The sequence below is a fragment of the Streptomyces sp. NBC_00690 genome, assembly GCF_036226685.1.
In the GTDB taxonomy this organism is placed as follows: Bacteria; Actinomycetota; Actinomycetes; order Streptomycetales; family Streptomycetaceae; genus Streptomyces.
In genome coordinates, this window is sequence record NZ_CP109009.1 from 6,135,881 (window position 1) to 6,150,460 (window position 14,580).

At 69.6% G+C, this 14,580-nt stretch carries 15 protein-coding genes; 10 read left to right on the top strand and 5 right to left on the bottom strand.

Features of this window, described 5'->3' with window-relative positions; genetic code table 11:
• Positions 1-5: 5 nt before the first annotated feature.
• A complete protein-coding gene (gene pruA / locus OID54_RS27000; RefSeq protein ID WP_329023612.1) occupies positions 6-1,646 on the top strand; it encodes an L-glutamate gamma-semialdehyde dehydrogenase in 1,641 nt (546 codons plus the stop codon).
• Between the two features lie 77 nt (positions 1,647-1,723).
• On the opposite strand, the gene OID54_RS27005 is transcribed toward pruA, so the two are convergent.
• Positions 1,724-2,080, bottom strand: coding sequence for an ArsR/SmtB family transcription factor (locus OID54_RS27005; RefSeq protein WP_329023613.1), 357 nt, complete (start codon positions 2,078-2,080; stop codon positions 1,724-1,726).
• The gene (locus OID54_RS27010; protein WP_329023615.1) at positions 2,077-2,556 is read right to left on the bottom strand and encodes an SRPBCC family protein; all 480 of its coding nucleotides are present in this window, start codon (positions 2,554-2,556) and stop codon (positions 2,077-2,079) included. Before OID54_RS27010 ends, OID54_RS27005 begins: the two co-directional genes overlap by 4 nt.
• 181 nt (positions 2,557-2,737) lie before the next feature.
• Between OID54_RS27010 and OID54_RS27015 the strand changes: the two genes are divergently transcribed.
• Positions 2,738-3,199, top strand: coding sequence for a hypothetical protein (locus tag OID54_RS27015; protein WP_329023616.1), 462 nt, complete (start codon positions 2,738-2,740; stop codon positions 3,197-3,199).
• Between the two features lie 53 nt (positions 3,200-3,252).
• On the opposite strand, the gene OID54_RS27020 is transcribed toward OID54_RS27015, so the two are convergent.
• From OID54_RS27020 to OID54_RS27030, 3 genes are read right to left on the bottom strand one after another with little or no spacing between them, the layout of a single operon-like run.
• Positions 3,253-4,527, bottom strand: a complete 1,275-nt coding sequence (locus tag OID54_RS27020; RefSeq protein WP_329023618.1) for a lysophospholipid acyltransferase family protein — start codon at positions 4,525-4,527, stop codon at positions 3,253-3,255.
• The gene (locus OID54_RS27025; protein ID WP_329023620.1) at positions 4,524-5,378 is read right to left on the bottom strand and encodes a phosphatidate cytidylyltransferase; all 855 of its coding nucleotides are present in this window, start codon (positions 5,376-5,378) and stop codon (positions 4,524-4,526) included. Before OID54_RS27025 ends, OID54_RS27020 begins: the two co-directional genes overlap by 4 nt.
• A complete protein-coding gene (locus OID54_RS27030) occupies positions 5,375-5,950 on the bottom strand; it encodes a CDP-alcohol phosphatidyltransferase family protein (protein WP_329023622.1) in 576 nt (191 codons plus the stop codon). Before OID54_RS27030 ends, OID54_RS27025 begins: the two co-directional genes overlap by 4 nt.
• A gap of 100 nt (positions 5,951-6,050) precedes the next feature.
• Here OID54_RS27030 and OID54_RS27035 point away from each other — a divergent pair, with 100 nt between their 5' ends.
• The 8 genes from OID54_RS27035 to OID54_RS27070 all read left to right on the top strand — a co-directional run bounded on the left by OID54_RS27035 (position 6,051) and on the right by OID54_RS27070 (position 14,019).
• Entirely contained in the window at positions 6,051-6,608 is a 558-nt protein-coding gene (locus OID54_RS27035) for a GNAT family N-acetyltransferase (protein WP_329023624.1), read from the top strand.
• Between the two features lie 380 nt (positions 6,609-6,988).
• Positions 6,989-7,117: a hypothetical protein gene (locus OID54_RS27040; RefSeq protein WP_285366387.1), complete on the top strand. Its 129-nt coding sequence runs from the start codon at positions 6,989-6,991 to the stop codon at positions 7,115-7,117.
• 255 nt (positions 7,118-7,372) lie between these two features.
• The gene (locus tag OID54_RS27045; RefSeq protein ID WP_329023626.1) at positions 7,373-8,413 is read left to right on the top strand and encodes a 3-isopropylmalate dehydrogenase; all 1,041 of its coding nucleotides are present in this window, start codon (positions 7,373-7,375) and stop codon (positions 8,411-8,413) included.
• A gap of 249 nt (positions 8,414-8,662) precedes the next feature.
• Complete coding sequence (locus OID54_RS27050) at positions 8,663-9,751, top strand: branched-chain amino acid aminotransferase (RefSeq protein WP_329023627.1); 1,089 nt, start codon at positions 8,663-8,665, stop codon at positions 9,749-9,751.
• Between the two features lie 45 nt (positions 9,752-9,796).
• A complete protein-coding gene (locus OID54_RS27055; RefSeq protein ID WP_329023628.1) occupies positions 9,797-10,306 on the top strand; it encodes a tetratricopeptide repeat protein in 510 nt (169 codons plus the stop codon).
• 150 nt (positions 10,307-10,456) lie between these two features.
• Entirely contained in the window at positions 10,457-11,140 is a 684-nt protein-coding gene (gene ureA / locus OID54_RS27060; RefSeq protein WP_329023629.1) for an urease subunit gamma, read from the top strand.
• Positions 11,141-11,216: 76 nt separating this feature from the next.
• Entirely contained in the window at positions 11,217-12,908 is a 1,692-nt protein-coding gene (locus OID54_RS27065; protein ID WP_329023630.1) for an urease subunit alpha, read from the top strand.
• 88 nt (positions 12,909-12,996) lie between these two features.
• A complete protein-coding gene (locus OID54_RS27070; RefSeq protein ID WP_329023632.1) occupies positions 12,997-14,019 on the top strand; it encodes an agmatine deiminase family protein in 1,023 nt (340 codons plus the stop codon).
• The last annotated feature ends 561 nt before the right edge of the window (positions 14,020-14,580 follow it).

A 14,580-nucleotide genomic window follows, 5' to 3' on the forward strand; every position in this document is an offset into this window, starting at 1 on the left:
GCACCATGGACGCCGTCACCAAGGTTCCCGCGCCGGTCAATGAGCCGGTCCACGGCTACGCACCGGGCAGCCCCGAGCGCGCCCGGCTGGAGGCCAAGCTCAAGGAGCTGGCCGAGAACCCGATCGAGCTGCCGATGACCATCGGCGGCGTACGCCGGATGGGCGGCGGCGAGCGGGTCGACGTCGTCCAGCCGCACAACCACTCCGCCGTGATCGGCACCTTCGCCGGGGCGACCGAGCAGGACGCGCAGGACGCCATCGACGCGGCGCTCGCCGCCGCGCCTGCCTGGCGTGCGATGTCCTTCGACGACCGTGCGGCGATCATCCTGCGCGCCGCCGAGCTGCTGTCCGGCCCCTGGCGCGAGACGCTCGCCGCCTCCACCATGCTGGGCCAGTCGAAGACCGCCCAGCAGGCCGAGATCGACACCCCGTGCGAGCTGATCGACTTCTGGCGCTTCAATGTCGCCTACGCCCGAGACATCCTGGCCGAGCAGCCTCCGGCCAACTCCCCGGGCGTGTGGAACCGGATGGACCACCGTCCGCTGGAGGGATTCGTCTACGCGATCACCCCCTTCAACTTCACCGCCATCGCGGGCAATCTGCCGACCGCTCCGGCCCTGATGGGCAATGTGGTGGTGTGGAAGCCGTCCCCCACGCAGACGCACGCGGCCGTGCTGTTGATGCAGCTGCTGGAGGAGGCCGGGCTGCCCAAGGGCGTCATCAACCTGGTCACTGGTGATGGCATCGCCGTCTCCGAGGTGGCGCTGAACCACCGCGACCTCGCCGGGATCCACTTCACCGGCTCGACCCGGACCTTCCAGCACCTGTGGAAGACGGTCGGCAACAACATCGAGAAGTACCGCTCGTACCCCCGGATCGTCGGCGAGACCGGTGGCAAGGACTTCGTGGTCGCGCACCCGAGCGCCGATCGCGCCGTGCTGAAGACCGCGCTGACCCGGGGTTCCTTTGAGTACCAGGGCCAGAAGTGTTCGGCGAGCTCCCGCGCGTACATCCCCGCCTCGATCTGGAACTCCGGTTTCAAGGAGGAGTTCGCGGCCGAGGTCGACGGGATCAAGATGGGTGACGTCACCGATCTGTCGAACTTCATCGGTGCGGTGATCGACGAGCGTTCCTTCGCGAAGAACAAGGCCGCCATCGACCGGGCCAAGGCCGATGACACCTGCACGATCGTCGCTGGTGGTACGTACGACGACTCGGTCGGCTACTTCGTCCGCCCCACCGTCGTCGAGTGCTCGGACCCCTCCAACGAGGTCTTCACCACGGAGTACTTCGGCCCGTTCCTGGCCGTGCACGTCTACGACGACAGCTCCGCCGAGCAGTACGACGCCATGCTGGACCAGATGGAGTCGGTCTCCGACTACGCGCTGACCGGTGCGGTCATCGCTAACGACCGGGCCGCTGCCGCGCACACCATGGAGAAGCTGCGCTTCGCCGCCGGCAACTTCTACATCAACGACAAGTCGACCGGTGCGGTCGTCGGACAGCAGCCCTTCGGCGGCGGTCGGGCCTCGGGCACCAATGACAAGGCCGGCGCTCCGCAGAACCTGATGCGCTGGACGCTGACCCGTGCGATCAAGGAGACGCTGGTCGCTCCGACGGAGTACGGCTACCCGCACATGGGCTGATCTTCACCGCCCCCCTGATCCCGCCCCCGTTCCAGCCCCCACGCCGGAACGGGGGCGGTTCCATGCCCGGGCACGGCTCACCGCTCGGGGTCGGATTCCGCCAGCCGTTTGATGGTCGCGAGTCGGGAGTCCCAGTCGGTGGCCAGCCGGTCCATCCAACGGGCCGTCGCGGCCAGTCGGGTGGGTGCGACGGCGTAGCGCGCTTCCCGTCCCTCCCGGTGTCCCTCCACCAGGCCGGCGCGGGCGAGGACGCCGAGGTGCTTGACGATCGCCTGTCTGCTCACGGGCAGCTCCAGGGCGAGCAGGGTTGCCGTCGCCCGGCCGCCGTGGGCGGCCAAGGCGTCGAGTATCCGGCGCCGGGTCGGGTCCGCCAGCGCCGTCAGGACGTCGCTGACGGCCTCCTCGTCCGAGACCCGGTCCTGCGGGTCGGTCATGCCGACAGTCGTTCCGCGTACTGCTGGATGTTGACGACCTGCTCGCTCCAGCCGGCCTCGTGGCTCTCGTACGAGGCCGAGTCCTTGCGGTCATCGGGGATGGTGATCGAGGAGAAGCCGGTCTCGACCACGCGGAGCCGGGTGCCGTCGCCCTCGGAGGTCAAGGTGAACTCGACCAGGGTGGAGTTTCCGTCCACGGCCTGCTCGCCGGGGTAGGCGGACGCCCAGCGGTAGGAGAACCGATGGGGTGCGTCCACCTCGACGATGGTGGTGGGGAACTGCCCGAACTCGCCGTGGTCCAGGAACATGGTGCCGCCGGGGCGAAGGTCCACCGGGGTGGGACTGCCCTGGCCGAACCAGGAGCCGACGTGTTTCGGTTCGGTCAGCACCGCCCAGACGCGCGCCACGGGGGCGTCGATGGTGATCTCCTTCTCGATCCGGTCGCCGGCTCGGCCGGCACTGAGGTCTTCGGTCATGGTGGGCCTCCCTCTGGTTGCTGCACACTGGCTTTACGTGCAACTCCAGGGTTGCACGAAGCGGGAGGAGGTGCAACCCGTGGGTTGCGGGTTCTGAGGGTCTCCGGAATGGATCTGTGACCTGATGAACACTCTTCGCAGCGACGGCTCCCGGTGGAGGGGCCGGTGCCACACTTGGGCCGTGTTCCAACTCCTGCCGGGCACCGGAGTGTTGTTGCCGCACCGCGCCGGCACCCTCCGCTTCGGCATGAGCGAACACACCGCGCGCTGGGCCCTGTCCACCATCTGCGACATCCGCACGCAATCCGTCTGCGGCGCGGCCTGGGCATTCAGCGGCGACTACCTCGGGCTGACCATCGACGTCCTCGGTGCACCGGAGGGGAACCACGCCCAGCGCCTCGGCTATGTGGAACTCGGTAGATCACCGTGTGACAGTTCGGGGGAGGAGCCCCAAGGGCCTGCCCTCGTGCCCGTACTGCACGAGGGCATCGACCTCTTCGGCCGCCCCCGGCACGACGTCGCGAGCCATCTGCCGTCGGACTCCCGGGTGAACCACGGCCTCGGGCGCACCGGCGGATACATCCAGTCGATCGGTCTCCGCAGTCCGTACTGGGCGATTCCTTACGGCTCGGAGACTGTCTAGGAGTAGGTGACCGACTCACCGGGCTTTCCTCTCCCATGCATGGAGAGGGCCTGTCACTGCCAGCCGATCACGATCCAGGTCAGCCCCGTCGTGAACGCCCCGGCCAGCAGCGCCAGATAGATGCCGTAGCACCTGCGGTAGCGCCGCAGGAGCAGGCCCAGTGCGGCGAACGCCAACCCCACCGTCAGCGTGCGTGAACCCCGTGCACCGGCCGAAGCGAGCAGCCAGTCGTCGACGGGCACGCCGGCCCGACCGGCTTCGGCCGCGTACACCTTGAACGGAACGCCGTTCCACGGCTGGTGGTGCACGGCGTCCGCGGACTCCGTCACCAACTGCTGTTGCACCTCGGCCCGCATCCGGTCCGTGGTCAGCGGCGCAGGCAGGGCGACCCCCGCCGCCGCGATGTGCAGCGCGAGGAGCGCCCCCGCAATGCTCCCAGCCCATGCGGTGAGCGACAGCCGCAGTGCCGCCCGAGGCGCCGCCGCACACGCGATGCCCAACAGCAACTCCGGCATCAGCGGCCAGCTCAACGCCTCGGCGAACGCCCAACAGAAAGCGATCAGCAGCCCCCAGCGCGAAGCGGCCCGGGCGGCCACCCAGCGCCGCACCTTCGAGTCCCGGAGCGATTCCGCGTTGGTCCTTCGGTGCAGTTCGGCGACCGCGTCCCGGGCCTCCTCCGGGGTTGCCGTCGGCGCCAGCGGTGCCCCGATCCGCACCCGGACCAGGGAGGAGCGCAACCGTCCGTGCTTGGGCAACAGCCGATCCGTCCCCGCGATCCCGACCGGCACCACGGGCACCCCGGCGGAATGGGCCAGCACGAGCGCACCCCGGTGGAAAGAGCCCACCGAGCCGTTCGAGCCTCGGGTGCCCTCGGGGAAGAGGACCACGGCTCGCCCGGCGCGCAACTCCTCGGCCATCGACAGCAGATCGCCCATCCCGCCGCCCGTGCGCCGCAACGGGAAGCCGGCCGCGAGCCGACGGCAGATCCGGCTGCGCCACCGTGAGGCGAACCAGTAGTCCGCCGCCGCCCCGATCAAGGGGGTGTGGCGGGCGTCGAGGGCCGCGAGCAGGGCGGCCGTATCGGCATGCGAGGAGTGGTTGGCGACGACGACACAGCCGCCGCGCGGCAGCCGTCCGCGGCGCTCCACCCCACCGGTGAGGGTGAGCACGCACCACCACAGCGCGCGGCGGAGCACGGAGGCCACCCGCGAGCGGGAGGGACGATCCTGCGCACCCGGCTCGGGTCGGTCAACGCCGGGCGGATCCGCGATCGAACCGGGCACGGGTCGCGCGCCGGCCTTCGGGCCGTACCTCTCACGCCCGCTCATGCGCCGACCACCATCGCCAGCACCAGCGCCGGCAGCAGTGAGTCGATGCGGTCCAGCAGACCACCGAACCCCGGCAGCCAACTCCCCGCGTCCTTCACCCCTGCCTCCCGCTTGACCATCGACTCCAACAGGTCCCCGAGGACGCACCCCAGCAGCACCGCGGCCCACAGTTGCGGGGTGAAGGTGCCGACCGCGAACAGCACCAGACCGGTGGCGACCGCTGCCCCCACCACACCCGCCCAGGTCTTGTTGGGCGACAGCGGCCGTGCCAGCGGCCCGCGCCGCCCCAGAGCGGTGCCGCCGCACCACGCCCCCACATCGCCCAGGGCCACCGCGAGTCCCACCGCGACCGCGGTGTCCCCGAGCGTCACCAGGCCGGTCAGCGAGAGGGGAATCCACAACAGGCCGAAGGCGGAGCGCGCCGCCCGGGTGAACCCCGTCGTGTGGTCGCCCGACAGCAGGGGCGGTACGGCAGCGATCAGCAACAGCAGTGCGGCGGCCCGCAGGTCGAGTACGTGCGGCGCCAGCCAGGCCAACGCCGGTAGGACGAGCGCCGACGCCGTCAGCACCGTCTGATCGAACCGGCCCAGCCCGGCCATTCGCACGTACTCGCTCACGGCGATCACTCCGAGCACGGCCGCCAGGGCGAAGGCCCCACCGGCACCGAGGTAGAGGGAGCCCAGGAATACGGGAGCGGTCAGTGCCCATGTGCGCCAGCGCCGGCGCAGCTCTGCCCGCATCCGTACCCGCGCCGGCAGTGCCGCAACTGCGACACCACCGGCGCCCAGGGCCCCTGCGACCAGGGGGAGCGCCCGCCCCATGGCGTCGCCCACGACGAGGAAGCCGCTCATCGTGCGAGCTCCTTCCAGAGTCCACCGCACCGGAGCACTGCCGTCAGCAGCGAACCGACCGCGATGACCGCCAGTACCGGAACGGCCCAGCCCGTCGCGGCGGCGACCAGTACGAGCAGGCAGCGCTCGGTCTTGCCCATGGGGCCGCCGTTGCGTCGTGGCGCTCCCGCCGCGGCCCCCGCGAGGGACACCCAGGACGGGAGGGTCGCCGCCAAGGCCGTGATGGCCACCAGCCACAACGGGGCCAATACGAGAAATCCGGCCAGCACCACCAAGTCCGCCGCCCGGTCGCCGAGTTCATTGAGCAGGGCGCCGCGCCGGGTGGTGCGTCCGGTGTCCCGGGCCAGTGCCCCATCCAGATTGGCGAACGCCAGGCGTGCGGCGAGCAGCAGGGCGACCGGGACCGCGGCGAGCGGGGCGGGAAGCCAGGCCAGTGCCGCTGCGGCCCCGGCGGCGCTCACCACACCGGCCGCGGTCAATGCGTCGGGCGACACATCGCGGCGGGCGAGTGCGCCGCGGACCCCGGAGAGTCGGGCCGCGTACCAGGGCTTGAGGGAGTAGAGGCCGTTCATGTGTTCAACTCTCCAGCGGTGGCTTGTTCTTCACCACGAGCTGCGTACTCAGTTCATTAATGAGTACGCGCATGCCGTGGGACCGGAGAGACTCAGTCCCATGTCTGCGACAGTCGGGGCGGTTCGTATCGCCCACACGCATCAGCTCACCACTGCCGAACGCGACGCGATCCGTGGCCTCCTGGACCTTGCCTTCGACGGGGACTTCGGCGATGAGGACTGGGACCACTGCCTCGGTGGTGTCCACGCCCTGCTGTACGACGCCGATGACGTCCCCGTCGCCCATGGCTCGGTGATCATGCGCAGGGTCGTCCACCGCGGACGTTCGTACCGAGTGGGATACGTCGAAGCGGTCGCGGTCCGGGCGCAGGAGCGGCGCCGGGGGTTCGGCGACCGGATCATGGAAACCCTGGAGGGGGTCATCGACCGGGCGTACGACTTCGGCGCCCTGTCCGCATCGGATGCGGGTGCGGCGCTCTACCGCTCGCGTGGTTGGACGCTGTGGCAGGGCCGGATCGAGACGGCAGGCCCGGACGGGCTGGTGCCGCTGCCGGAGGAGGAGGACTCCACCTTCGTCCGGATCGGAGGGACGTCGGGCGGGCTGGTGGTACCGCCCGACGCCTTGCTGTTCGACTGGCGCGACGGGGATGTGATCTGAGGCCGGGCGGTTTCCCACTGCGCCGAGGGGGAGTCGCCTTCGGCCGGCCGGCCGAAGGCGTTCTGCGGAGCCGGGTCGACACCGCGCGGGTTGGTCAGCCGCCGCGGTGTGGATGAATTCGGCCCGGTTCCTCCCCTTGGGCGCTCTCCGTCAAACCTCTCTGACCTGCGCGTTCCATGATTTCCGTCTCAGATAGTAGGAAGTCCGACTACTTGTAGAGACAGCGGAGCCCACCTGCCCTAGCTTTGTAGGAGCCGAACGTCTCGCTTGATCCAGCGAATGGCGTGTGTGAGCAACGGCCCCGGCAGGTGACCCCTGCGGCGTGCTCCCCGCCCCAACCGGCGCCTCGACATCTCCGTGATCTCAAGGAGTCGATCACCATGCCAGCTGAGACCGCCCGCCGTGTCCGCCATGCCTCCCACGCCAGCGAGTCCGACCGCAAGAACGCCGCGGCTGCACTCCAGCGCGCCCTCGACCGTCGTGACAACGGCGGCTCGACCGGTCACTGACCCCGCGCGGTTCGACCGGGCGCTGATCCCCGGCGTCCCGTCGAGCACCTCTGTGTCGCCGTGTCTCGATCTTCGGCGACGAAAGGTCCGTCCACCGTCCCGAGCCGCTGTGTTCTCTCAGATCGGCCCGGTTCGGTGCCTCGACGGTCCTCTTCCGGCGCGGAGTTCGGTGCGCGCGGTGTTCGACCGTCAGCCTTCAGTCCACAGTGTGGACATCGCATGTCATGGGATGGGACGGAGAGTAGGGTGCCCGACATGTCTCGGAGCCTCAATCTCGCAGTCATCCCCGGCGACGGCATCGGCCAAGAGGTCGTGGCCCAGGGTCTGAAAGTCCTGTCCGCGGTCCTGCCGCAGGACGTGAAGCTGGAGACCAAGGAGTACGATCTCGGCGCCCAGCGCTGGCACCGTACCGGCGAAACCCTGCCCGACGCGGAGTTGGAGGCCCTCAAGGCCCACGACGCGATCCTGCTCGGCGCCATCGGTGATCCGACCGTACCTTCTGGCGTGCTGGAGCGCGGGCTGCTGCTGAAGCTGCGCTTCGCCTTCGACCACTACGTCAACCTGCGCCCCTCGAAGCTGTTCCCGAACACGGCGACTCCGCTGGCGGGCCGCCCCGAGATCGACTTCGTCGTCGTCCGCGAGGGCACCGAGGGCCCGTATACGGGCAACGGCGGTTCGCTGCGCACCGGTACGCCCGCCGAGGTGGCCACCGAGGTCAGCGTGAACACCGCGTACGGCGTGGAGCGCGTCGTCCGTGACGCCTTCGAGCGGGCCAACTCCCGTCCGCGCAAGAAGCTGACGCTGGTCCATAAGAACAACGTCCTGGTCTACGCGGGACATCTGTGGAAGAACATCTTCGACGCGGTGGCTGCCGAGTACCCTGACGTCACCACCGACTATCTGCACGTCGACGCCGCGACGATCTTCTTCGTCACCCAGCCGGAGCGCTTCGACGTCATCGTCACCGACAACCTCTTCGGTGACATCCTCACCGACCTCGCCGCCGCCGTGACCGGTGGCATCGGCCTGGCGGCCTCCGGCAACATCAACCCGACGGGCACCTTCCCGTCCATGTTCGAGCCCGTCCACGGCTCGGCGCCCGACATCGCGGGCACCGGCAAGGCGGACCCGACGGCCACCATCCTGTCCGTCGCCCTCCTCCTGCGTCACCTCGGCTTCGAGGCCGAGGCAGTGCGCATCGAGGAAGCGGCCTCCGCCGACCTCGCGGGCCGCGACGGCACGTTCCGTACCACGGACGAGATCGGCGACGCGCTCGCGGCGCGAGTAGCGGGCTGACCCGACGCTTCCACCCCAAGCCGCCGGGTCGCACTTCGCACCCGGCGGCTTTTCCTGTACGGCTTCCGGGTGTCACCATCATCCTGGACTGATTCACGCCGTTCCCCCCGGTTCCACCCCCGTTTCTCGCATTCACCCCTTCGGGCGATAATCGAGACGGGCCGTGGGCTCGCGGTAATGCTCGGACGTCCTAGCATCGGCGGCGGCGTGAGTGCGGTCCGTCACAACCAACGGTGAAGGACACTCCTCATGACGACGCCCTCGATCGAGCTCAAGCCTTCGGCGCATCCGCTTTCCGACGCGGAGCGCGAGGCGATCCTGACCAACCCCGGGTTCGGCCGCCACTTCACCGATCACATGGTGACGATCAAGTGGACCGACGGCCGCGGCTGGCACGACGCGCAGCTCACGCCGTACGGGCCGCTCTCCATGGACCCGGCCAACATGACCCTGCACTACGCCCAGGAGATCTTCGAGGGCCTCAAGGCGTACCGCCGTCCCGACGGCACGGTCGCCACCTTCCGTCCGGACGCCAACGCGGCCCGCTTCCAGCGCTCGGCCCGCAGGCTGGCCATGCCCGAGTTGCCCGTCGAGTTGTTCATCGAGGCGTGTGATGTCCTCATCCAGCAGGACAAGGCATGGGTGCCGGAGCACGGCGGTGAGGCATCGCTCTATCTCCGCCCCTTCATGATCGCGTCCGAGGTCGGGCTGGGTGTGCGGCCCGCCAACGAGTACCTCTTCCTCGTCATCGCATCGCCCGCCGCCTCCTACTTCCCCGGTGGGGTGCAGCCCGTCTCCGTCTGGCTCTCCGAGAACTACGTCCGCGCGGTCCCCGGTGGCATGGGCTTCGCGAAGACCGGCGGCAACTACGCGGCCTCCCTGCTCGCCCAGGCCGAAGCCGCCGAGAAGGGCTGCGATCAGGTGGTCTGGCTGGACGCGCTGGAGCACCGGTGGGTCGAGGAGATGGGCGGGATGAACCTGTACTTCGTGTACGGGGACCGCATCGTCACCCCGGAGCTGACCGGCTCCCTCCTCGCGGGCGTCACCCGTGACTCGCTCCTGACCCTGGCCAAGGACCTCGGCTATGAGTCCGGCGAGGGACGCATCTCCACCGAGGACTGGAAGCGCGACAGCGAGAACGGCACGCTCACCGAGGTCTTCGCCTGCGGAACCGCTGCCGTGATCACCCCCGTCGGCTTGGTGAAGTCCGCAGGCGGCGAATGGACCCAGGGCGACGGCAAGCCAGGCGAGGTCACCCTCCGACTGCGCAAGGCGCTCCTCGACATCCAGACCGGAGCCGCTTCGGACGAGCACGGTTGGATGCACCCGCTGGGCTGAGCACTGCCGCGCACGCCCCCGTCCCACGTCAGCGAGGATGGGGGCATGCGCGGAACCGAGCGGGACGAGGAACTGGCCGAGGCCGTACGACTGCGGGAGAACGGCAACGCGGCCGAGGCGCGGCTGCGCCTCCTCGCCCTCGGCGAGCACTGGCCCGATGACGCCAGGATCGCCTATCAGACCGCCTGGGCGCACGATGTCCTCGGTCGCGAGGCGGAGGCCGTCCCCCACTACGAGCGGGCCTTGCGGGTCACCGCCCCCGCGCTGCCGTCCGTCGACCGCTCGGAGGCATTCCTAGGTCTCGGCAGCACCTATCGGGTGCTCGGCCGCTTCCATGAGGCGGGCACCACGCTGCGGCGCGGTGTCGCCGAGTTCCCGGAGCACGGCGCGCTGCGCGCGTTCTTGGCGATGGCCCTCTACAACGAGGGCCGCCATCAGGAGTCCGTACGACTGCTCCTCGAACTCCTCGCCGCGACGAGCGAGGACCCGACCGTACGGGAGTACCGAGGGGCGATCGCGGAGTACGCCCGGGATCTGGACGGCACGGTGAGCTAGGGCGGTTGCCACCTCAGAGCTCCCGAGGGCCACCGCGTTGGCTGGTTTCTCTTCGAGTGTTGCTCAATTCCATTGATCCCATCCTCCCGAGCTTCTTTCCTCCTGCGTGTCTCAGGTTTAGAGTGATGCTCTAAAAGGAGGTGTGGAGAGGTGCGACTCACCCCCACCGAACGGGACCGGCTGCTGCTCTTCAGTGCGGCGGAACTCGCCCGGGCGCGGCGGGCCCGTGGTCTGCGGCTCAATGTGCCCGAGGCGACCGCGCTGATCGCCGACACCGTCTGCGAAGCAGCACGTGACGGCCGGCGCCTCGCAGAGGCAGTCGAAGCCGCCCGTGCCGTGCTGGGTCCGAACGACGTTCTGCCCGGGGTCAGCGACGTGGTCACGGAGGTCCATGTGGAGGCCGTCTTCGACGACGGGTCCCGCCTCGCCGTGGTCAGCGATCCGATCGGCGGCACCGGGCTGGGCGACACGGCACCCGGCGCGGTCCTACCGGGCCCGACCACCCCCGAACCGGAACCGGCGCTGCGACTGTCCGTCCACAACACGGCGCCCGTCCCCGTGAGCGTCACCTCCCACTTCCACTTCTTCGAGGCCAATCCGCGACTCGACTTCGACCGGTCCGCCGCGTACGGCATGCGGTTGTGCGTCCCCGCAGGTTCCTCCGTCCGCTTCGATCCGGACGCCCGGATCGAGGTCGGTCTGCTGCCGATCGGTGGTGCCCGCGTCGCGATCGGGTTCGCCGGTCTTGTGGATGGCCCCCTCGACGCCCCGGGCGCCAAGGAAGAGGCCCTGCGCAGGGCGGCTGCCTGCGGATATCGAGGAGCCCGGCCATGACGACCCCACCACGGCACCCCTCGCCGTGCGCCGCGAGCCGTTCAGCGGCCGTCGACCTCACAACGGAGCTGCACTGATGGCCGGAATCGACCCGTACGAGTACGCCGCCGTCCACGGCCCCCGCGCGGGCGACCGAGTGGTCCTCGGCGACTGCGGTCTTGTCGTCCGGGTCGAGTCCGACTCCCAGAAGCAGGGGGACGAGTTCCTCGCCGGCTTCGGGAAGACGGCCCGAGACGGACTCCACCTCAAGGCCGCGGCCGTCCGCGAGACCTGTGACGTCGTCATCAGCAATGTCCTGGTCATCGATGCCGTCCAGGGCATCCGCAAGGTCTCCATCGGCATCCGGGAGGGCCGGATCGCCGGCATCGGCCGTGCAGGCAACCCCGACACCCTCGACGGAGTGGAGGTGGTCACGGGGACCGGCACCACCATCGTCTCCGGCGAGGGGCTGATCGCCACCGCCGGCGCCGTGGACACCCATGTCCACCTGCTGTCACCCCGGATCATGGAAGCGTCCCTCGCCTCCGGCGTCACCACCATCATCGGCCAGGAGTTCGGCCCGGTCTGGGGCGTCGGCGTCAACTCCCCCTGGGCCCTGCGCCACGCCTTCAACGCCTTCGACGCCTGGCCGGTCAACATCGGCTTCCTCGCCCGCGGCTCCTCATCCGACCCGGCCCCCCTGGTCGAGGCGCTCGCCGAGGGCGGGGCCTGCGGATTCAAGGTCCACGAGGACATGGGCGCCCACACCCGGGCGCTGGACACCGCGCTACGGGTCGCCGAGGAGCACGACGTCCAGGTCGCCCTGCACAGCGACGGGCTCAACGAATGCCTGTCCGTCGAGGACACCCTGAAGGTGCTCGCCGGCCGGACGATCCACGCCTTCCACATCGAGGGGTGCGGGGGCGGCCATGTACCCAACGTCCTGAAGATGGCCGGGGTGCCGAACGTCATCGGCTCCTCCACCAACCCGACCCTTCCGTTCGGCCGGGACGCCGTCGCCGAGCACTACGGAATGATCGTTTCCGTACACGATCTGAAGACCGATCTGCCGGGAGACGCGGCCATGGCCCGCGACCGTATCCGGGCCGGGACCATGGGCGCCGAGGACGTGTTGCACGACGTCGGCGCCATCGGCATCACCTCCTCGGACGCCCAGGGGATGGGCCGGGCCGGTGAGACCGTGCGCCGGACCTTCGCCATGGCCGGCAAGATGAAGGCCGAACGGGGGCCGATCGAAGGCGACGGGCCGCACGACGACAACGGCCGAGTGCTCCGCTACATCGCCAAGCTCACGATCAATCCGGCCATCGCGCACGGCCTCGCACACGAGATCGGCTCCATCGAGGTCGGCAAGATGGCCGACATCGTGCTCTGGCAGCCGCGGTTCTTCGGCGCCAAACCCCAACTCGTACTGAAGTCGGGCTTCCCGGCGTACGGGGTGACCGGTGACCCCGGAGCCGCGACGGACACCTGTGAACCCCTGGTGCTCGGGCCCCAGTTCGGCTCGTACGGCGCGACCGCCGCCGACATCTCCGTGGCCTTCGTGGCCGAAGCGGCCGTCGACCTCGGCGCCGACCTCATGCCCACCCGCAGACGACGGGTCGCGGTCCGCGGCACCCGTGGCATCGGGCCGGCCGACCTGCGGTTCAACTCCCGCACCGGGGACGTGGATGTGGACGCCCGCAGCGGGCTGGTCACCCTCGACGGGGAACCGATCCGGTCGGATCCCGCCGACGCCGTCCCGCTCAACCGCCTGTACTTCCTCTGACCTCTGACCGCTGCCTCTTCGCCGCCGGCCTCCTTGATCCCTGACCTTCCCGAGCCCCGACGCCCCGCCCACCAGCCAGGAGTGACCCATGTTCCATATGCCGCCCGAGTGGGCACCGCACGAGCGCACCTGGATGGCCTGGCCGGTACCCAACACCACCTTCGTCGGTGAGGACCTCGCCGCCGCCCGGCGTGCCTGGGCCGATGTGGCGCGTGCGGTGCGGCGATTCGAGCCGGTCACCGTGGTCGTCGGCCCGGCCGGGACCCGCGAGGCGCGTGCCCTGCTCGGCCCCGGGATCGAGATTGTCGAGCGGGAACTCGACGACGCGTGGATGCGTGACATCGGCCCTACGTTCGTCACCGACGGCAGTCGGTTGGCCGCCGTGGACTGGGTGTTCAACGGTTGGGGTGCACAGGAGTGGGCCCACTGGGAGCATGACTCCACCATCGCGCGCCAGGTGGCGGACATCGCAGGTGTGCCCGTGCACTCTTCGCCCCTGGTGAACGAGGGCGGCGGCATCCACGTCGACGGTCGGGGCACGGTGCTGCTGACGGAGACCGTGCAACTCGGACCTGAGCGCAACCCCGGCTGGACCAAGGCCGAGGTGGAAGCGGAGATCCACGCCCGACTGGGCACGACCAAGGCGATCTGGCTGCCGCGGGGACTGACCGCGGACTACCCGCCGCACGGCTTCGGCACGCTGGGCCATGTGGACATCGTCGCGGCGTTCGCGGGGCCCGGCGTCATCGTCGTCCACACCCAGCCCGACCCCACCCACCCCGACCACGAACCCTGCGCCGAGAACGTGGAGTTCCTGCGCACCCGGACGGACACACAGGGACGCCCCTTCGAGGTGATCGAGGTCCCGGCACCCACGAGCGTGCACAACGAGGACGGCGGTTGGGCCGACTACTCGTACATCAACCACTACGTCTGCAACGGCGCGGTGATCCTTTGTGCCTTCGACGACCCACGGGACGAAGAGGCCGCGACCGTCTTCCGACGTCTCTACCCCGAGCGCGAAGTGGTGCTGGTGGATGCACGGACGATCTTCGCGGGCGGTGGGGGCATCCACTGCATCACCCAACAGCAGCCGAGGGTTTCCGTCTGACCTGCTGAGCATGGCGGTTGATCAGCGATGTACCTGGCCAGGTACAGGTTTTTGATCGTGGTCGCCAGAGGATGGGTGGGGTGCCGCCTAGCCTCTGTGGACGACCACCACGGAGGAGTGGCCCCGGCCGTTGGGGCGGCCGTGGCTTGGGGGTGCCTGCCCCACGCGCGGGACCGTGAGGCATACATCTACCGGCCCTGCGGGGCAGAGAGCCGTATTGTCTCGGCCAACTGTTCCACTGCGTCCGCGGCTAGTCGGCCCACCTGCACGTGCGGCCGGCCATCGTGGGTGACCACCGGTCGGATCGATCTCACGGCCCGCTCGGATAGGCCGAATTGGCGGAGCGACTGTTGAAGCGCTGTCGCCGCGGATTCTGCTCGGGCTCGGGCGTCGCGCCAGGTTTGCATCTCCACCGTCACTGTCCCTTCGCGGTGCAGCGGCGGCAGGTGCACGGCGGGTATGCGAGGACGTGTTTGGCGTCTGCTGGTTTGGCGGCGGATCCGGGATCACGACCTTCGGCCGTACTGGATACCGAGATAGGTCGGGCCGTACTCCGTACAC